At 46.6% G+C, this 18214-nt stretch carries 21 protein-coding genes and 1 pseudogene; 7 read left to right on the top strand and 15 right to left on the bottom strand.

The genetic code is table 11. From position 1 onward, the window contains the following. The first annotated feature begins 20 nt into the window (after positions 1–20). The 3 genes from ACOZB4_RS01100 to tatC are packed head-to-tail and all read left to right on the top strand — an operon-like array spanning position 21 to position 1644. On the top strand, positions 21–701 hold the full coding sequence (locus tag ACOZB4_RS01100) for a hypothetical protein (RefSeq protein ID WP_379405203.1): 681 nt from the start codon (positions 21–23) through the stop codon (positions 699–701). A 17-nt stretch (positions 702–718) separates the two neighbouring features. Next, positions 719–904 carry a twin-arginine translocase TatA/TatE family subunit gene (tatA, locus tag ACOZB4_RS01095; RefSeq protein ID WP_071221680.1) on the top strand — a complete coding sequence of 62 codons (186 nt, stop codon included), beginning with the start codon at positions 719–721 and terminating at the stop codon, positions 902–904. Next, positions 901–1644, top strand: a complete 744-nt coding sequence (tatC, locus tag ACOZB4_RS01090; RefSeq protein ID WP_098744314.1) for a twin-arginine translocase subunit TatC — start codon at positions 901–903, stop codon at positions 1642–1644. The genes tatA and tatC overlap by 4 nt, the downstream gene beginning before the upstream one ends. Positions 1645–1747: 103 nt before the next feature. On the opposite strand, the gene ACOZB4_RS01085 is transcribed toward tatC, so the two are convergent. The 6 genes from ACOZB4_RS01085 to ACOZB4_RS01060 all read right to left on the bottom strand — a co-directional run bounded on the left by ACOZB4_RS01085 (position 1748) and on the right by ACOZB4_RS01060 (position 6474). Then, positions 1748–2542, bottom strand: coding sequence for an SDR family NAD(P)-dependent oxidoreductase (locus ACOZB4_RS01085; RefSeq protein ID WP_379405200.1), 795 nt, complete (start codon positions 2540–2542; stop codon positions 1748–1750). Between the two features lie 173 nt (positions 2543–2715). Continuing rightward, positions 2716–3771, bottom strand: a complete 1056-nt coding sequence (locus ACOZB4_RS01080) for a helix-turn-helix transcriptional regulator (RefSeq protein WP_379405198.1) — start codon at positions 3769–3771, stop codon at positions 2716–2718. Between the two features lie 35 nt (positions 3772–3806). Further along, complete coding sequence (locus ACOZB4_RS01075) at positions 3807–3911, bottom strand: N-acetylmuramoyl-L-alanine amidase (RefSeq protein WP_379405616.1); 105 nt, start codon at positions 3909–3911, stop codon at positions 3807–3809. 302 nt (positions 3912–4213) lie between these two features. Then, entirely contained in the window at positions 4214–4345 is a 132-nt protein-coding gene (locus ACOZB4_RS01070; protein ID WP_379405196.1) for a hypothetical protein, read from the bottom strand. An 82-nt stretch (positions 4346–4427) separates the two neighbouring features. Continuing rightward, positions 4428–5786, bottom strand: a complete 1359-nt coding sequence (locus ACOZB4_RS01065) for a sensor histidine kinase (protein WP_379405194.1) — start codon at positions 5784–5786, stop codon at positions 4428–4430. A 1-nt stretch (position 5787) separates the two neighbouring features. Continuing rightward, positions 5788–6474 (bottom strand): response regulator transcription factor, encoded by a 687-nt coding sequence (locus tag ACOZB4_RS01060; protein ID WP_379405192.1) that lies wholly within the window; start codon positions 6472–6474, stop codon positions 5788–5790. 206 nt (positions 6475–6680) lie between these two features. On the opposite strand from ACOZB4_RS01060, the gene ACOZB4_RS01055 reads away from it, so the two are divergent. The 4 genes from ACOZB4_RS01055 to ACOZB4_RS01040 all read left to right on the top strand — a co-directional run bounded on the left by ACOZB4_RS01055 (position 6681) and on the right by ACOZB4_RS01040 (position 9536). Then, positions 6681–6896, top strand: a complete 216-nt coding sequence (locus tag ACOZB4_RS01055; protein WP_379405190.1) for a hypothetical protein — start codon at positions 6681–6683, stop codon at positions 6894–6896. A gap of 19 nt (positions 6897–6915) precedes the next feature. Beyond that, entirely contained in the window at positions 6916–7956 is a 1041-nt protein-coding gene (locus ACOZB4_RS01050; RefSeq protein ID WP_379405188.1) for a DJ-1/PfpI family protein, read from the top strand. Positions 7957–8076: 120 nt separating this feature from the next. Then, positions 8077–8709, top strand: a complete 633-nt coding sequence (locus tag ACOZB4_RS01045; protein ID WP_379405186.1) for a DUF2306 domain-containing protein — start codon at positions 8077–8079, stop codon at positions 8707–8709. A 2-nt stretch (positions 8710–8711) separates the two neighbouring features. After that, a complete protein-coding gene (locus ACOZB4_RS01040) occupies positions 8712–9536 on the top strand; it encodes a DJ-1/PfpI family protein (RefSeq protein WP_379405184.1) in 825 nt (274 codons plus the stop codon). 230 nt (positions 9537–9766) lie between these two features. On the opposite strand, the gene ACOZB4_RS01035 is transcribed toward ACOZB4_RS01040, so the two are convergent. The 9 genes and pseudogenes from ACOZB4_RS01035 to ACOZB4_RS00995 form a co-directional block, all read right to left on the bottom strand. Continuing rightward, a complete protein-coding gene (locus ACOZB4_RS01035) occupies positions 9767–9922 on the bottom strand; it encodes a hypothetical protein (protein ID WP_379405182.1) in 156 nt (51 codons plus the stop codon). Positions 9923–10006: 84 nt separating this feature from the next. Then, complete coding sequence (locus tag ACOZB4_RS01030) at positions 10007–10777, bottom strand: alpha/beta fold hydrolase (protein WP_379405180.1); 771 nt, start codon at positions 10775–10777, stop codon at positions 10007–10009. A gap of 99 nt (positions 10778–10876) precedes the next feature. Then, positions 10877–10981, bottom strand: a pseudogene (locus ACOZB4_RS01025) (hypothetical protein); the annotation flags it as partial. Positions 10982–11049: 68 nt separating this feature from the next. Continuing rightward, positions 11050–11535 (bottom strand): RrF2 family transcriptional regulator, encoded by a 486-nt coding sequence (locus ACOZB4_RS01020; protein WP_339273507.1) that lies wholly within the window; start codon positions 11533–11535, stop codon positions 11050–11052. A 225-nt stretch (positions 11536–11760) separates the two neighbouring features. Next, the gene (locus ACOZB4_RS01015) at positions 11761–12327 is read right to left on the bottom strand and encodes an NADAR family protein (protein WP_339293357.1); all 567 of its coding nucleotides are present in this window, start codon (positions 12325–12327) and stop codon (positions 11761–11763) included. Positions 12328–12368: 41 nt separating this feature from the next. Beyond that, positions 12369–13523, bottom strand: coding sequence for an AI-2E family transporter (locus ACOZB4_RS01010; protein WP_379405177.1), 1155 nt, complete (start codon positions 13521–13523; stop codon positions 12369–12371). 243 nt (positions 13524–13766) lie between these two features. Beyond that, positions 13767–15986 (bottom strand): AAA family ATPase, encoded by a 2220-nt coding sequence (locus tag ACOZB4_RS01005; RefSeq protein WP_379405175.1) that lies wholly within the window; start codon positions 15984–15986, stop codon positions 13767–13769. Between the two features lie 73 nt (positions 15987–16059). Next, positions 16060–16545: a DUF6530 family protein gene (locus tag ACOZB4_RS01000; protein ID WP_379405173.1), complete on the bottom strand. Its 486-nt coding sequence runs from the start codon at positions 16543–16545 to the stop codon at positions 16060–16062. A gap of 245 nt (positions 16546–16790) precedes the next feature. Next, positions 16791–18080, bottom strand: coding sequence for a class II aldolase/adducin family protein (locus ACOZB4_RS00995; RefSeq protein WP_379405171.1), 1290 nt, complete (start codon positions 18078–18080; stop codon positions 16791–16793). Between the last annotated feature and the right edge of the window lie 134 nt (positions 18081–18214).

The raw sequence follows: 18214 nt of genomic DNA, 5'->3' as shown, positions 1-18214 counted from the left end.
TGATATGGAGGCGAATGCTCATGAATCAATTGTGGAGCAAGTGGAGAGGTCCAATATTGGGCTCAGCACTGCTTCTTTCTTTAACAGCCTGCTTAAATCAAAACGACAATCAACAAAATGCGCAATCCATGGAACAGCGTAATGCGGATGCCGTACACTTGCACAGTACCGATGTGATCCCAAGCTATCATGGGCCCAAGACCGAAACGACCAATGTCCACGGGAAAACCACAAGCGGTATGGGCATGTCCGTGTACAGCATGATCGGCTCTTCCAGCCTGCATGAAGGCGGTGTCTCTTCCCATGTCCAGTCAAGACTCGCAAGTTCAGGCATTGAAGGAGTCAAAGCCTTTGTCCTGAATGACACGATTATTCTGGCACGTGCAGAATCACGCGTTTCTTCTAACCAATATGACAACATGCAGCAAAAGGTTTTAAGTCAGACGCAAGGAATGTCGGGTAAAGGTGAACCAAACCAAGGTGTGATCGGGGCCAAGCCTGCGGACAACGATAATATGTCGCAAGCCAAAGAGCAAGTGAAAAGCATGTTTAACGAAGAAGTGCAAATTCTAACGGTAACGAATCCTCAAGCTCCTGAGCTGATCGACCGAATTGCCTCGAAGCTGCATGGTGCGCCGCGCGACGAGTCGATCGCCAGAGATATTACAAAGCTGCTGCAAATGACATCGGATAAAAAATAGGTAAAGGAGTTGATCATATGCCTCTAGGAAATATCGGTGTGACAGGGCTGATCCTCATTCTGTTGATCGCCTTAATTATTTTCGGTCCTTCGAAGCTGCCTGAACTGGGCCGTGCCTTCGGTCGTACACTGAGCGAGTTCAAAAACTCAACGCGTGAACTGGTTTCGAGCGAAGATATCCATGATGGAGATAAATTGAAATGACCGAGCACGAGCAGGCACAAGAACAGGAGCAGCATATATTGGAGCACTTAACAGAGCTCCGCAAGCGGATTCTCATCACATTGGGCACCTTTTTGGTAGCCCTTTGTGCCGCTTTTCTGTATGTTGAACCCCTATATGAAATGTTGACTCGAGACGTGGAGGGTCAGCTTCAAGTATTGGGACCAACGGACGTGATTTGGGTATACTTCATGATTGCAGGCGTTATAGCTCTGGCGGTGACGATGCCTGTTGCCGGATTTCAGGTATGGCGTTTCGTCGTACCCGGCTTAAGCACCATTGAGCGGCGTGCTTCTCTGGCGTATATCCCCGCGATCGGAGCCCTTTTTTTATTGGGGTTGGCTTTTGGTTACTTTGTCATTTACCCCATGGTCCTGTCCTTTCTGGATTCGCTGTCGCATCATTTCATAACAGCTTATACAGCTGAGAGATACTTCCGTTTTATGGTGCATATGACCGTACCGTTCGGTGTGCTGTTCGAAATGCCCGTCGTTATCATGTTCTTGACCTCGATTGGCATCCTGAATCCGCTCCGCTTAGCTAAAATGCGGAAAATTGCCTACTTGCTGCTGACGATAGCAGCTGTTACCATTACACCGCCGGATATCGTGTCGGACATTCTCGTCATTGTACCCCTGTTGCTTCTATATGAAATTAGCGTTGGACTGTCTCGCATTGTATACCACAAAAGGCTGACCAAGCTGGAATTGATAAGCGAATAAAAACCCGGTTCGAATCAGGGACATTGCGAATAGATACTAAAAAAGCTTGGAGATCTCTTTTAGATCCCAAGCTTTTAATATGAGTAAGAATATTATAATAACCTTAGAAAATCGTAGGCACCATTCCGCCATCCATACGGATTGGAGAACCTTTAAACGCGGATGCGTAAGGACTGCACAGGAATGCAGCCAGTCTACCTATTTCGATAGGCTTGATAAATCGCTGTATTTCGGATTGAGGTAGGTTCGTAACCATAAATTCCTTCTCTTTTTCAGAAAAAGTCATATTTTTATCAGGGTACATTCCTTCTATGATTTGGTACACATTCTCTGAGAGGGTTGGTCCTGGCATAATCGTATTAACGGTCACTTCCGTTCCCCTGGTTAATTTGGACAAGCTCTTAGACAAGGATAAGAGCATTGATTTTGTCATGCAGTATTGAGGCATTTGTCCTGAAGGCATTACGGCTTCTTCGCTGGCTATAAAAATAATGCGCCCATCATCACGTTTTAACATATGTGGCAAGTAAAATTTAGTTAATCCATTAGCTGCAAGCACATTCGTACGGAAATATTTCTCCCATACCTCATCATCAACATCCTCATACTGCATAATTTCATAAATACCCATGTTGTTAACTAAAATATCCACATGGGGATATTTTCCAAACAAAGCTTCTCTTTGCTTTGCATCCACGATATCGGCTGCAGCATTTTGAGGAGACGTCGCCGGGAATTGGGACTTGATGTCATTCACGGTTTGCTCGACCTCTTCATGATTTCGTCCATTAATGAGTACATGAACACCTTCTCTTGCAAGTTCAATGGCAATGGCCTTACCTATGCCTTTTGTTGAACCGGTAACTAGAGCCGTTTTATTGTTTAATCCCATATCCATAATATAATCATTTCTCCTTTGTGATCCGGATAGTGATTATATTACTTTGTCAGGAATGTTGAGTAACTAGCACATAGCGCCAAAGTACTTGTATAACACGCCAATTGATAATACTAAAGCAACACACTGAAGTAACCTGCAACCTCTCTATAGAAACCGTTTAGTTGAGAACGCTATGAATTCATGGTCAGCATTCCCTGCCGTTGTTCTGAAGGCGAATAGGTACTGAGATGCTCAGTACGCCAATTTGATGGAGTATCTCCTTCCCAAAGACGGAAGGCACGGTAGAACGAGTTCTGATCTTCATATCCAATCAAAAAAGCAACTTCTTTGAGATCGAGCGAGGGGTCTGCCAAGTACTCAATGGCCTGCTCGTGTCTAGCTTGCATCAGCAATTGCTTGAAGCTCGTATTTTCTTCCGTTAACCTGCGCTGTAACGTACGATCACTCATATTGAACTCCTTCGCCACAGACTGAATGTCAGGTCGCCCTCCTGTAAGACTGCGTTTCATGATCCACTTAACCAGGTCGGTAATGGATTGGTTGCTCTGTAGTTCATCAAGCGAACGGTCCAGAGCGGGAGTCAGGATCTCTAGCAATTCTTCGTTATACGAGATAAAAGTGCGGTCCAGATCTCTTCGATAGAGCGTCAACCGGTTACGCGTAGCACCCATCCGGATACGACAGCCGAAATAAGCTTCAAGAGCTTGGACATCGCCCATAGGCTGCGAAAATTCAACCAAGTGTGCGGTCAATGGTTGACCTGTGCCCCGGCGTCCAAGCTCCAAAAGACATGCTAATGTGATACCCACAAGCAGCGGAGGACCGGGCTGTTCGCCTGGATTCAGCCATTCCAGCTCGATGGTACAGTACTCGCCTTCCTCGGTAATCAGCAAGCCTTCAGGTGGACATAGTTGTTTATACCGAGCCATTCGGTTTAGAGCATCGCGGTAGTCACGAGCGTGGTAAGGCGCTAAGACGGTCGGTGGGTACTGCGCCGTTTCAAAAACGGTCGCAAGCTTGATGATGGCTTGGGCCGTGTCACCAATGAGATCGGAATAAGCCTTCCAGATCGCGAAATATTGGGCGGTGGTGACTATAGATTCCGTTATGATGGTGAGCGGTAATTGTGCTTTGCGTGCTATGTCATGAGCGGCAATCCCTAATTGATGTAATCCTTCCCAAAATCCCGGCGGGATTTTAATACGGCCAGATGCATAATGCTTCATTTATAGGGCTCCTTTATATACTGTTTATTGTAATGTTAGATATTCCTTGATTCGTTGTAATAATAAGTTTCGATGCCTGAAACGCTGGAATCCTCGTACGTATTGCCGTGAATGGATATAAATAAATCTGCAGGATCGATAACTACTTATAGGTCGATACTGGATCGTGCTCTGTTTGTTTGCCATGCGAGCGATCATTCGAACTGGTTATATTCGCCATACGATAGCTTGCTGAACCTTCATTCGAAAGATTATTATACAGCAAAATAATGAATATTGCTGACAATATAAGCGGTATGATCGTTGCACCCTTTTTCATCCGTTTTCTCCCCCTTCTTTAAACGTGTGTACAAGGGTGACATCAAGATCAAGTGGAGATGAATCAACATCAATTAAAAAAAGCGCAGAACCGAGGTTCTACGCTTTTTATTGAGATACGTCCTTATTCTTCATCCTCACCAGTAATTCTTAATGGTGTCGCCACTTCCAGGCTTTGACCATTATCTGAAAATGCGATAACCCGACTGATGACAATGCCTTCCTCGGCAGTTTCATGAACAACATATTGCAGCACAATCGTCTGGCCTGCCCCAAGAGGCGCTCTGACCTGGGAGCAGTTCCGGAATCACGGTTGTGAAACCGGTCAGTGATTCCCATCATTTTTCGTGGCTTTCCGAATCCATCTGCTCTGAAGCTGCTGCAGGTAACCATCCTTCCAGCAGCGCTCCCCCTTCCGGATGATTGCTTGCGGCAAGCTCGCCTCCGTGCTGCCTAACAATTCTTTGTGAGATGGTTAAGCCTAATCCGCTTCCTCCAGTAGAGCGGCTTCTGGAGGCTTCCCCGCGATACAGCGGTTCAAATACACGCTCAAGTTCTTCCAGAGAGAAGCCCGACCCGGTATCGCGTATCGCAAACATAACCTTATTGCCATCTTTGTTGCACAGGACTTCGATGTTACCATCTGTAGGTGTGTGTCTGACGGCATTATCCAGAAGATTGTTCATGGCTCGCTCCAATAAATGCATATCTCCATTGATGATGCAGCCATCTGTTACACGGAATGAGATCGAGATGCCTTTTTGCCGAGCCAGCGGACTCAGACTGTCCATCGAATTCCGGATTACCTGGTTGAAATCAACCGTTTTAGTGTTCAGTTCCGACTCCACATACTCCATTTTTGTAAAGGTGAACAGATCCTCTACCAACCGATCCAATTGTGCCGATTTATCCTTGCAAACCGCCACATATTGGGCCATTTTTTCCGGAGATTGAGCGATCCCTTGCTCCAGACCATCCAAATAGCCCCGCAAAGCGAACAAAGGTGTCCGCAAATCATGCGCAACTGCCGCAATGACGAATCGGCGTTCCTCCTCCAATTCGGCCTGTTTTCGATAGGATTGCTCAAGCCCCTTGACCATAACATTGAAACCGTCGCGGACTTCAGCGATTTCAATGATCCTCGACATGGGTAACCGAACATCCCAATCTCCTGTTGCAATTTGTCTAGCTGCGATTCCCATCTTCTCAAGTGGTTTAAGAACGAATCGCCTCATTTCCATTCCAACAACAAAGATCGCAAGCAGCAGCCCGACAAAAGCCGACATCACTTGAAATTGATTGGACTGAGGCAGATACAGAATAACCCTTCCCAGCAGCTGGCCGTCCTCGATGACAGAGAATCGCTCGGTTGATAACTTAGTGCCTCGTCGATCTGGATTGGAACGATAAATATCCTGATCTGCTGCGGATTGAATGAGAACATCCATCTTCGCTTCGCGCAGTGATGAATACAATTGGTTTTGCCAGTCGGAATCCGTCCATTGGTCTGTGCCCGATTCAATTCGCTGAGTCATTTCCGATATATTTCGTTGCAGCGTCTCATTTTGCAGCCGACCTTTTTCGAAGCTGAGCGTCTTCGTCTCCATAAAGTGAGCAGCAACAAAGAAGATCCACGGCAAAGTGAGAATAAAGACGAAGCAGAGCATAGTAAACGTACGAATGCGGAGTGACCTCATGTTACCCTCCCTCAAAGCGATACCCTACTCCCCATACGTTGACCAGGAATATCGGTTGGTTCGGATCAGCTTCGATTTTCTCACGAAGTCGGCTGAGATGGACCCGAATCGTGTGCCTGTCGCCCACCCCATCCCAAAATTTCGCTAGTAATTGTTCATAGGAGAAAACATGTCTCGGGTGTTCGGCAAATAATCTCAGCAACTCATATTCCCTGGGTGTGAGCACGACATTATTTCCATCCACTAGTACTTCTCTTGTGGACAGATTTAACTTGATTCGCCCGTAATCCAAGACCCTGCTATCCAGTTGCTGCGGGGAAGCGGAACGCCGCAATACCGCTTTCACTCTGGCAACGATTTCACCAGGTGAAGCGGTTTTAACAATATAATCATCGCCTCCGAGAGTCAGGCCTCGAATCTTATCCACATCATCGCTGCGAGCACTCAAGAACAGGATCGGAACATGGCTCTCCCCGCGAATCCGGCGGCAAAACTCAAATCCGTTTTGTCCCGGCATCATAATGTCCAGAACAATACAATGAATGGAGTTCTGCTTAAATATGTCCCACGCTTGAGCGGTATCGCAAGCAGTTTTCACTTGAAAGTTGTCATTCTCTAGAAAATCTCTTAATAACTCAACGATGCTTTGGTCATCGTCTACAACCAGTATCGTCTTGAAAACACTCATGTTTATCCCACCTTTGCTTTCCTAGTTTATCATTTTTTTAGCTAGAACTAACGCGAGCTTATGTATTGTGATGATTTGTTTATACTTTTGTGACCTTTCTACATCTTCGTTTGAGATATTCGTTTGTTATGCTTCTATTTGCGCACACAGACAGCCAATATTTCGGGTGATCTTCCCGCGCACTCATCGATAAAGGAGGTTTACATATGGGTTTGGAAAATAACGCTTTCTCGTTCTTTCCTTTTGGCGCTTTGTTTTGTCTCACGCTCTTCTCTTTCCTGGCGGTTCGAGTATACACGATTCGTCATCGTTACAAAAACGATCAAAAGGATGATATCGCTATGATTCTGAAGAACCGAATGGCCAAAGGTGAAATTGATGAGAAGGAATATCGCATGCTGAAAGATCTTCTAACCAAATAGAGACAAGGAGAATTTATTGATGCTAAACGTTCAAATCGTGTTGTTTGATGGCTTCGATCTTCTGGATGCGTTAGCTCCTTATGAGGTCTTCTGCGCCGCAGCCATGAATGCTGAAAACGAGTTAAACGTAGAATTGGTCACGGCCGAAGGACCAAGATCCGTGCCTAGCGGCATCAACGGGTTGAAGATTGAAGCAAATGGCAGACTGGACCCGGAACATGAGGGCATCATTCTCGTTCCGGGCGCGTCCGGCCACGTCGAAGGTGATAGGCCAGATTCGATTCCGGCTATTCTGGGCCGGGCCATGAGTACCGAATTGACCAGGTTGATCAAGCAGGCTCTCCAGCAAAAAGACATTACAGTCGCTACGGTCTGTGGCGGTTCCCTGATTCTTGCTATGGGAGGCCTCTTAGAAGGCCGGCCGGCGGTAACGAACCACCTGGGCATGGACTTACTTGGTGCAACTGGAGCAGTTCCCGTCTCGGCTCGCGTCGTGGACGACGGTAATCTGGTCACTGGCGGCGGTGTAACTTCAGGACTCGATGTAGCGCTATATCTGGTCGAACGTGAACTTGGGCCTCGTATCGCTCACGCGGTCGAACAGTTATTCGAATATGAACGAAGAGGCACGGTCTGGAAGGATACAGGGATAAAGCCTAACGTTAATAAATCAGTGACGAGTGACGCACCAAATGTCGCGGTGAACATAACAGCGATGACACCCACGCCCAGCTCCCAGCATAGCAAAAGCATACAGGCATCGGTCTTCGACGGGGATTGGGAGACCACTATCGCTACGCCCGTCGGGAAGATGGAGGTCAAGCTCTCCATATTGACAAGGAACGATATGATCCAGGGCACGGCAACGCAGGGGGATGAAACCATTGAGTTTATGAACCCTGTGCTTCAGGATAACAAGCTGGCCTGGTCACTACGAATCACGAAACCCATGCGCTTGAATCTCAAATTTGAAGTTGTCGTCGATGGAGATCACATGGTCGGTATAGCCAAAGCTGGCCTTCTGCCTGCATCCAAATTAACAGGAAATCGGGTTTCCTGATCGTAAAAAGAAAAACCGCGGCATACACGCGATAATGGCTTCCAAGGATGTATGTCGATCGAGTTTTTCTTTACCAGGAATGGTGTGTATCAAATCTAGAGTTTCGGGAGTTGCGAGCGGATGAAGAAACGAAAATCGTTATATCTATTGCTGGCCTGTATCAGCATTCTATTTATAGTACACGCCTTGGTGAAAAACTATTGGATCGATCCCGCTGCTTCGGGGTTTTTAAGTCATAAGACCGGGCTGAAGCGCGTGCTCAATCTCCCGGTTTGGCTAAATGTTATGTACGTTCATGTTGCATTCGCATGTATGGCCATGGCATCGGGACTGGTTAACTTTTCGAATCGAATATTTGAAAGAAGCCGCCGGCTCCATCGCATAAACGGCTATGTATATATCGTATCCGTACTGCTAGTTGTGCTGACTTCCGGATATATGGCCCCCTATGCCACTGGCGGAAAATTAAGCAGTATGGGATTCAATCTGCTGAATATGATCTGGCTGTTTATCACCATTACGGCGCTCGTCCAAATCAAGAGGAAACGGATCATCTGTCATCGAAATTGGATGATTCGTAGTTATGCCTTTTGCTTCACAAACATGTTGATTCATCTCATTACTTCCCTTTTTCATCAGGGATTCGGGTATGTTTACGCTACCAGCTACACCATCGGCGTTTACGGCTCAATTGCGCTGCTGCTAGTTATTCCTGAAATTATCATCAGAACGAATCGAAAGGAATTGGTATAAGAATGAAAAGAATACTTAGCTTACTCATGTCGTTTACGCTCGTTCTAAGTCTGTTAGCCCCCGCAGCAAGCGCGGAAACAAAAAAGAATCAGGATCCATCCAAAGACAAAAGCGTGCATGTACAAATCGTATTATTCGATGGATTTGATCTGCTGGACGCATTAGCGCCTTATGAAGTATTTGCTGCAGCTGGAATGTACACTGGAGGAAAAGTTACGGTAGAATTGGTATCTGCAGAAGGTAAGCGTTCGGTTCCGAGCGGGCTGTATGGACCCACGCTTGAAGCACAAGCCGTATTTGACCCTAATCGTCCCGGGATTATTGTAGTTCCTGGAGCTTCGGGAAAGCCAGCGGGGAATACCGCAGATGCAATCCCCAACATATTAAGGCAGGCTAAGGATACGGGCTTAACCAGTATGGTGAAACAAGCTATGAATAATAAGGAAGTTACGGTGGCTACCGTGTGTGGAGGTTCATTACTGCTGGCTATGGATGGTTTATTGAAGGATAGATATGCTGTCACCAATCAGATAGGCATGGGTGCATTAGGAGCTCTCGGTGCAATTCCAGTTGATGCAAGAATCGTGGAAGATGGTCCTCGCTTGGTGACTGGCGGAGGTGTTACTTCCGGACTTGATGTGGCCTTGTATTTGGTTGAGCGTGAAGTCGGGCCACAGATTGCGAATGCCATCGAAAAGTTATTTGAATACGAGCGTAGAGGCACGGTGTGGCAAGCAAAAGGCATCACGCCGATTAGCTTTGAGACGAGCCAGGAGACGTCTAAAAAAGTACAACCGGCTGTACCGGGGAAGAAAGCTGAAAAGTGAGGAATCGAGGCAATCGGGGAGCATGGAACCTCGTCGCCCCCACCTGCCGTTTATTAGAGATATCTAGTCACAATGATTACATGTCGTTTCATTTACTCGCTTAAAGAAATTGCATGAATTCATCAAAAAAGCCGCAATTATGCGGCTTTTTGCGTGTATGTTATTCTCTATCAAAAAATCTACTATACTCTTTTTGAAAATCCGGCTTGCGATGATTATTCTGGAGAGTTTCAACCATCGCGATAGAAAGAGATCACGTTTGTTTTGTCTAAGATGACAACATCTTTCTCGCATCCAGTGTTGATTATTTCAATGGTTTGATAAGTCATTTCTCCTATTTCAGCTTTCACAAGTTCCAGCTTACGCGCAAGCAACTGCTCATTCATTGTGATTTCCCCCATATTGCATAAATCCATCATGTTCCTATCGCGAACACATGCTGATACTTATCATTACCACGCTGAATACCTTTACTCTTTTGAAGATAAGGTACCTTCTAAAAATGTAAGAATCAAACCAGCAAGTTCTTCTGCATGTGTCAGCGTAACCATATGGTCAGCCCCCTCAATTACTTCGAAACGGATGTCTTGAACACGCTTGAACTGTTCCGCAATTCGCTGCATATCCTCCCATTCGACCGTTCCCTGAATAAACAGCGTCCTTGCAACAAGCTCCTCCAACCGCTCGATGGCTGGCGGCATCGGCCATACAACCTCAAAGCTCTTCCACTCACTAAACACTCTGGTCATATACAGCGTGTGCATCTCGCGCAAAAAATCCCGTTCAGCGCTGGACATCGTCACACGATAATTTGGACCGCTCAACGATTGTTCAACCAGACGGTTAACATCTGGTGCGCATGCATTTACTTGGGCCATCCAATCGATGAATGGCTGAGAGTGCTCGAATCCGGTTAGCGATGGTGCGATTAATACTAAATGGTCAACCCTGGAAGGGTAAGTCAAGGCAAAATCCGTAACTGCCTGCCCTCCCATGGAATGACCGACAAGCGAAGCGCTGTCAATTTCCAGATGATCAAGCAATGCTCGCAGGTCTTCAACCAAGCTGGTTGGTTTTTGCGGCGCTGGAGATTTTCCCGTTCCCCGACCATCATACGTGATGACTTGATGGCTCCGAGCTAAATGCGGGGCAATATACCTCCATTCTCTTGAGTCTACACCTGGACTGTGTACCAACACAACAGGTGTCCCAATGCCTTGAGTTTGATAAGCTAAATCCATTTGAAAACTCCTCTCTCCAATGAATGATTATCCAGATTATGATTCTAATATAATTTAAGACTGAACATCCGGTCAATAGAAAATCATAATGAAACAACATCAAAACAAAAAAAGCCGCCAATGGCGACTTCTTAAACATGTGATAACCCTCAACTCCGTGATGGGACCGACTGAAAACCAATCATTAAATGCGACTACCCGAGATTCCTCCCGTTTTCCAAGATCCCTCCCAAACTTTCAGCTTATCCATATTAAAAAAAACAAGCAGCTCATCACTTCTTGTTTTCATCACAGCTGCCACGCTTCGATGCCGCGTCCAATACCGACTGGATCGTTTGCTCCTCCAAGTATCGATTCAATTGCCGTTCGGCACCGTCCATCACCTGTTTGACCAGGCATACGCATTCACGGGGATGGTCCTCTTGTTTCTCGGCAGCCTTCTCCTCGGTCAGCAAGCGGTGCTGCCGCGAATTCATATTTGAGCATTCAAAGAGCTGCTGTCTTCCTTCAATTACCTGTATCACTTCAAGGAATGTAATCTGCTCGGCCTGCTTGGCCAGCTCGTAGCCTCCGTTCACTCCCGGCACTGCTCGCACGATTCCATCCTGTCTCAGCTTGGACATGATTTTGGATAAATAGCTTTCCGAAACGCCCAGCGTCGCAGATAACTCCTTGATTCCGATGTTCTGGTCACGCTCCGAATGAGCCAAATGGATTAAGGCGTGCAGAGCGTAATCAACGCTTTTGGAAAACTGTATGACGGTTTCCTCCTTTAATTCGAATCACATGGACCTGTGATATCCATTATATTAATTCGGATTCTTTTTTGCAATGAATCCACGTTTCAGGATGAAGCATGGTTGAATTTACCTACAATTGCTTTGTGAAGAACCTACCTTTTTTATTTTTTAAAAAAAGCCGCCGAAATGGCGACTTCGCAAACAAATTATATTATAGCCTTCAAAGATTACATCCTTCATGAATCAGTCAGTATGACTTCCTTGTTCTTGTAATTGATCACGAACTTCTGTCAGTGCAAAACCAAGCAGATTCTTTCCACGCCATTTCATGGGATTGTCAGCGTTCGGATCGTCCTTCGCCAAGCCGATTCCCCATATCCGATCTACAGGACTGGCTTCAACCAAAATCCGATTTTTCGTTGTGCTTATATACAACCTTAATTCCTGATTCTGCTCGAACTTGGCCAAATTCCCGCGCTTCACAATGTCATAGCAATGGTGCTCCCAAACCTCGTTATCAAAGGATTGGACAGCACGACCGAATGCTTTCATCTCTTTGGGATGTTTAGCCTTCATAATCGCTTCCAGCATCTTATGATCGCCGAACAACCGTGCTTTTTCCGCCATCATGTATTGCTCAGTACAGTTATAAGATACGCCATCTATCAGGAAGGTGCATTTCCACCACTGACTGAAGCAGCTGTTACTAACGCTGCCGTCGGCTGGAGGCGTATGACCCCAGAAGAACAGAAACTTTCGCTTTCCCCCGGCCAAATAGGCCTTTTGTAAATCTTGGATGTTGTATATCAAGTGAACACCTCCTGATTCTATTGATGAGACAGTCCAAAAAACTATTTCAGCGTGTTGCTATTCGGAGGCTCATACATGCCCGATGTGTCCTTGAACCATTCGAAAATATGGGACACGCAAACCTTGAGTACCGCATAGCCAGGAACAGCTAACAGAATGCCAACCACACCGAACAGATTACCGGCCGTCAGTATGACGAAGATAATCGTAATGGGGTGAATCTTAAGCGTTTTGCCCATGATTTGCGGTGAGATGAATTTCCCTTCGATTAATTGCACGATCGTCCATACCGCAACCATCTTCAGCAGCATGACCGGAGAAGTGACCAGAGCCACAATCAGCGCTGGCGTGATCGCAATTGCGGGTCCCAGATAGGGCACCACGCTGGTGAACGATGCAATAATCGCCAGAATCAACGCGTAATCCAGACCGATGATCATATAACCGATATAGAGCAGAATCCCAATACAGAAGCTCACTATAATCTGCCCGCGGATAAAGGAACTGATCTGATGATTGATATCCTGAAGTACATGCAAAATTCCGGAACGACTCTTCGTCGGCAGAAAAGACAATATTTTCTGAGGGAGCTTTTTGCCATCTTTCAGCATATAAAACAGCACAAAAGGTACGGTCACGATCGATAACACAATCTCCGTAAAAGCACCCAGGAACCCGCCCACTCTGCTCCACGTATGGTTCAGAATTTCCGTAGCTTTCTGCGTGACGGTTGTCCACCACTCTTGGGAATTAATGTTCATTGTTTCTTGGATCTGATTATACAACTCGCTGCCCGTTAGATCTTCAAACTGCTGTCTAACCTTCTCGCTATATGTCGGGAAATTGTCAATCAGTCCCATAATCTGGTTGCGCAGCACCGGAATGACCGCGAGCACCACAATCGTTAGAATACCGGCAATAACCAGATATAGGATCAGGATGGACCATCCGCGCTTGATTTTCCTTTTCTCCATGAAATCCACCAGGGGGTTCAGCAAATAATAGAGGATCCCTGATAAAATGATCGGCAAAACGATTGTCTTGACTAACACGGCGAGCGGATGAAGCACAAACGAAATCTTGCTGATAACCAACACGTTGAGTCCAACCAGCAACAGAACAAGCAAAAAAAGCACAAACTTATTGTTCAGGAAAAAGCGCTTGAACCGATCCGGCCAAATACGGGGTTGCTCCATACATGTCCTCCCTTACTTATGTATACATATTCAAGATTTAAAGCTGAGCATCGATTCACGACACCGAAAAAAATCCGCCAAAATGACGCCATCCTCATTCTTTTAACTATAATGTTTGAACGGGGCACATGTCCAGTTTACCAAGTACGAACTAGAAGATATGTTCAGGTATTCACGAATATTAATAGAACAAGCCCGCATGTCATAAAGACACGCAGGCTGAAGCTGTTCAGTGTTGATATATTACAAGTACCGAGAAATAATGCGCACCAATTTTGCTGGCAGCTCATTCAGGTTAGTAATATCCAAAAACCTCTCGACACCATAGATCTGACTAATGACATCCTTGTCTTGACCGATGGCTGCCGCCAGAAATTTGACTCCTTTTCTTTCGTATTCAGATAGAGTCTGCTGCATGTCCTGAATGGCCAGACTTCCGGTATAGTCTTCCATGGCTTTTGGCTGCCCGTCGCTGATGCTGATCAACAGCTTGGTTTGCTTCGGTGAAGCTGCTAACCGTTCCGCCATAATTCTTAAAGCCAACCCATCCCGATTATTACTTCTGGCACGGATCCCCATCAACCTGAACCGATCGCGAACATCCGGTTGATTGTAATCGGCATATGCGAAGATGGACATTTGTTCCAAACGGGAAACATCCGCAGTATCCCCGTAAATTAAAACAGGAATATGGCAAATTTGACAGAATTCATAGACAGCAATGACCGCCCGCTTGGCCGCCTCCAGTCTACCGAAAGCAGCCATCGATGCGGATTCATCCACCCTCAAACCGACCACAAGACCAGGGGATTCCGTCGGAGGACGCTTCTTGGCAAAATACTTGAAATCGCGATAGGCCACGCTGTCAGCCTGAAATTTAGAACCATAGTAATGGTTTTTGGCATATTCCGCGGTGATCTCATGCTCCAATAGCGGCAGCGTCTGTCTGGCGATTTCCCGCACGATGGGCATAAGCCCCTTACTCAGACTCCAATATTCCTCCTGCTGGATCGGGTCATATTCAGGACGGTGAACGATCAGCTTAACAGACTGATGAATCGAATCGGACACGATGGATCTGGAAACTTGATTCAGCTTTTTGCGGAAGTTCCGCTCCTTCTGTTTCTCCTCTTCCGTCATGGGTTCGGGATTGGCCTGGTGATATTGCGGTGATCCGTCTTCACCCGAATCCGCACTCTCCATATCCGTTGATTCATCCGAAGGAATGGATGTGCTACCTTCGCTTTCAGCGGACTTTTTTAACCGGATACCTTCTTCCCCAGCTTGCCCATCAGAAGTGGAATCCGGGTCGATATCGCTGTCCCAGGTCGTGATCTCCACTGCCTCTGCATTTCGTTTATTATTCATTTCAAGCGGAACTTCCTCCAACATATCCAATAAGCCTTCGCCTACCAGCGCTTCTTCCAGCAGTTTGATCTCTTCCGAATCGGTTGTTATCTTGTAGATTACTTTATGATAAAGGGATTCCCTCGCAGAAGCACCTTGAGCAACGGCATCCACCCAATAGAAATAGGAACGCATGCCGGCCACGCCTTTTATGGCATTAGCTCGTGCTGTTTTATCCAATAGGATAATGACTCTTGCCAGTACGTCCAGCATTTCATCGTTTCGATAACCGGTTTTGGCCATTGCCCGCTCCATCATGATCTCTTTGGTCGGCAGGTCCATCTTCTCCGTATGCTGAACCCGGTCACGCAATGCCTCGTTAAGCGGTCTCGATCCCGCATAACTGCGGTTTGCCGTGATCACCGCTATGAAATCCGGATGCCGGTGCACGATCTCCGTTGGGAGATTAAGGCTGCCGCTCGGCTCCAATGCTGAATTCAATGCCATCAATACGCCAGCATCCCGAATCACGTTCGGTTCCTGTATTTCCAGCAGATAGCCCTTTTGAAAAGATCTGACGATCTCGGAAGCGTAAAATCGATACTCTACAGCTCCATCCTGAGCGTTATTCGCGGCCAGCTTCAATAATTGCTTCATCTTCGCGGAAGCCATCTCTTGTGGAATCCCCAGCGCCTCCATTAAAATCTCCGTTGAGCTTCGAAAGCCGTCGCTTTCGTATAATGCTCTCAAGGCCGCTTGGTCCGCAGCTTCCAACTGCTTCATTCGATCCGATGAAATAACCGGTAAAATGGCGCCAAGGATATCCGATTTATCCATATCGGCAAAACAAGTTACTTTGGTATAGGGTAGCCTGAAGTTTGCGGATAACGCCTTGGCGAGCTGCGTTTTTCCGGAGCCGGCATCTCCCTCCAATAGAATATTGGCGATCTTCATCTCGCCGCGATGCCAATTACGCTTGATCTCACTCGTGATTCGCCGTTCTTCCTCGCTTACTTTATGCGTTAATGGTTTTTTCCAGACAAGACTCTGTTCCTCCTCAGTTAATACTCTCTCAGGAGACAGCACGTTAGATGCAAAGTCATTCTGGTCTTTCATGACCGCTCACCTCCAAACTCTCGTTAACACTAAACGCAAGAAAAGTTTCGTAACTCCACGTTCGGCGACTTTCTCATCGCGCATATCCCAATTCTTCTAACATTCTCGTTAAAGTGCGCAGACGTTCTCCAATCATCTCACCGTTATCGCTCAATGCCTCGTTGAACAGCTTGATATCCTCCTGAATCTGTTCATTATCCGTGCAAACAGCCACCGTCATGGCGTTCCCCTGCAATCCGATCCGGTCGATCATAGGATGTTGTGGGTCATATAAATGTTCAAATCTATAGGCTTCGCTAAAATGGGTCAGGGCACTGCAAATGAGAATAGATAAATCCAGAATTCGATGGATGGGGATCTCATCAGATGAACTGGTCCCTTGTTCCTCTTCATCTCTCCATATCTTGGCGGCAATATGCGCCCTACCATCCTCGTTCTGCTCGGTCAATCCCAAAGATAGAGCTCCTACGTCTGTCTTAGATGCAAATCGTCCATCCACTTTCCCATAGTTATCCGACACAATCACGGGTTTATGATTTGTTGAAGCAGGTATTTTCATGGTTCCTCCTCATTTCTAAATATTTATAAACGTAATTATGTTTTGTCTATATATATAATAGACATATTCGCCATTATTGTAAATACCAACTTCCATGCTTCAATTGAATTACTCTCTGGAAAGGATTGTATTCACAAAAAATCCGTGGAGGGTTTTGCGTCGTTGGTCGATGCCAGAACAAACGAAAGGCTGCCGCTCTATTACCGCGACAGCCTTTGTACAGCTGAGGTATTCCAATGAACTTCCTACTCCAGATTAAACGCTGCTTCAAGCTCGCGAATCCGGTCGTCATCGATGTGGATGACATTGCCGAGCGTTCTTGCCGACAGAATGGACTTGGCGCTGTACTCAGCAACTTCTAATCGGTCAAACGCGTTAAGCAGACTCTGACCGGCAACAATTACACAATTATTATTCACGATGGCAATCGGCGTATTCGCTTTAAACAGCGAAGCGGTACGCTCAGGCTCGTTGTAAACCGCATGAAAGGGAAGCTTTGGCATTCCGCGAAGCAAGATATAACTCTCTGGAATCGTTCTTGAATCGAAAACGGTATCGGTTACGGCAAATGCCATAATGTTGGGAGGATGCGCGATAATGACCGAATGGACATGCGGCTGCATATTGTAGATCGCTTCATGCAGAAAGACAGACTTGCTTGGCTGTTTGCCAGCCTCAGCTTTGCCGTTCTCTATACGGACAAGGTCACCCGGTTCCAGATCGGTGCGGTCTTTACCGTAGGGTGTGATAACAAAATCATTTCCAATCAATCGATGGGAAAAGGTGCCCTGCGTGCTGGTGAACAAACCTTGTTTATACGCACGCCGCATTAGTGCGCACATATCGCGGCGGATTTCTTTTTCCTCCGACGTGCAGGTATCATAGATATACGTATCCAACTGCTGCGTGCTCTTATTACGGACGGTATCGTAATCCTCATCGGTCAGCAGGACGGGATTTCCGAGTCGACTCGCCTCGATCTCCAGCCGCGCACAGAAGTCCAGGGTTTCAAACCGGTTAAACGCTTGAGAAAGGTCCCCAGCTCCGACCACAACGCCATGGTTCTCCAGCATAACTGTGTCGATCCCGCGCTTGAAAACAGCCGCAATATTCTCCCCGAGCTGCTCGCTTCCAGGCAGGGCGTAAGGCGCGATCCCGATCTCGCCACAAATCTGCCGTTCGTTCGGAAGCAGCCTGGTATCCGGGATGCGCCGGACAATGCTGAACGAAACCAGTGCGGGCGGATGGGCGTGAATGATCGCTTTCAAGTCCGGACGAGCTTGATAGATAAGCCTGTGAAACGGAAACTCGCTGGACGGCTTGTGAATGCCCAGGACCGTGCCGTTCTCCTTCACGCATACCATATCCATCCGGGTTAATGAGCCTTTATCCACCCCGGCCGGTGTGATCCAAATATCTCCGTTCTGGTCCTTGATCGACAGATTGCCCCCGGACGTGGTCGTCATGCCATGATTGTAAATACGATTGATAAATTGAAGAAGCTGATCTGCCGGATGCAAAAATTCCAGATTCATTCTTACCACCGCCTTATCCGAATGTGTTTGTTTAGTTTTGTTTGTTTTTATTATACTGTTTTTTCTATTGATATTCGAGAATAATTGTGGCAAAAACATAACAAGTAGAAAATTAGGATTCGTACCACCAGTTC

This window comes from Paenibacillus sp. NPDC058898 (assembly GCF_049316025.1).
In the GTDB taxonomy this organism is placed as follows: Bacteria; Bacillota; Bacilli; order Paenibacillales; family Paenibacillaceae; genus Paenibacillus_AQ.
The sequence above is the reverse complement of the archived record's forward strand: the minus strand, read 5'-3'. Positions and strand labels throughout refer to the sequence as shown.

Excerpts from the sequence above, each read along its gene's own strand:
- ACOZB4_RS01050 (WP_379405188.1), top strand. The coding sequence starts at position 6,916 with ATGCTAAACGTTCAAATCGTGTTGTTTGATGGCTTCGATCTTCTGGAT.
- ACOZB4_RS01065 (WP_379405194.1), bottom strand. The coding sequence starts at position 5,786 with ATGAGGTCACTCCGCATTCGTACGTTTACTATGCTCTGCTTCGTCTTT.
- tatA (WP_071221680.1), top strand. The coding sequence starts at position 719 with ATGCCTCTAGGAAATATCGGTGTGACAGGGCTGATCCTCATTCTGTTG.
- ACOZB4_RS01080 (WP_379405198.1), bottom strand. The coding sequence starts at position 3,771 with ATGAAGCATTATGCATCTGGCCGTATTAAAATCCCGCCGGGATTTTGG.
- ACOZB4_RS01035 (WP_379405182.1), bottom strand. The coding sequence starts at position 9,922 with ATGAATGAGCAGTTGCTTGCGCGTAAGCTGGAACTTGTGAAAGCTGAA.
- ACOZB4_RS00995 (WP_379405171.1), bottom strand. The coding sequence starts at position 18,080 with ATGAATCTGGAATTTTTGCATCCGGCAGATCAGCTTCTTCAATTTATC.
- ACOZB4_RS01055 (WP_379405190.1), top strand. The coding sequence starts at position 6,681 with ATGGGTTTGGAAAATAACGCTTTCTCGTTCTTTCCTTTTGGCGCTTTG.
- ACOZB4_RS01000 (WP_379405173.1), bottom strand. The coding sequence starts at position 16,545 with ATGAAAATACCTGCTTCAACAAATCATAAACCCGTGATTGTGTCGGAT.
- ACOZB4_RS01045 (WP_379405186.1), top strand. The coding sequence starts at position 8,077 with ATGAAGAAACGAAAATCGTTATATCTATTGCTGGCCTGTATCAGCATT.
- ACOZB4_RS01060 (WP_379405192.1), bottom strand. The coding sequence starts at position 6,474 with ATGAGTGTTTTCAAGACGATACTGGTTGTAGACGATGACCAAAGCATC.
- ACOZB4_RS01030 (WP_379405180.1), bottom strand. The coding sequence starts at position 10,777 with ATGGATTTAGCTTATCAAACTCAAGGCATTGGGACACCTGTTGTGTTG.
- ACOZB4_RS01040 (WP_379405184.1), top strand. The coding sequence starts at position 8,712 with ATGAAAAGAATACTTAGCTTACTCATGTCGTTTACGCTCGTTCTAAGT.
- ACOZB4_RS01100 (WP_379405203.1), top strand. The coding sequence starts at position 21 with ATGAATCAATTGTGGAGCAAGTGGAGAGGTCCAATATTGGGCTCAGCA.
- ACOZB4_RS01005 (WP_379405175.1), bottom strand. The coding sequence starts at position 15,986 with ATGAAAGACCAGAATGACTTTGCATCTAACGTGCTGTCTCCTGAGAGA.
- tatC (WP_098744314.1), top strand. The coding sequence starts at position 901 with ATGACCGAGCACGAGCAGGCACAAGAACAGGAGCAGCATATATTGGAG.
- ACOZB4_RS01010 (WP_379405177.1), bottom strand. The coding sequence starts at position 13,523 with ATGGAGCAACCCCGTATTTGGCCGGATCGGTTCAAGCGCTTTTTCCTG.
- ACOZB4_RS01085 (WP_379405200.1), bottom strand. The coding sequence starts at position 2,542 with ATGGATATGGGATTAAACAATAAAACGGCTCTAGTTACCGGTTCAACA.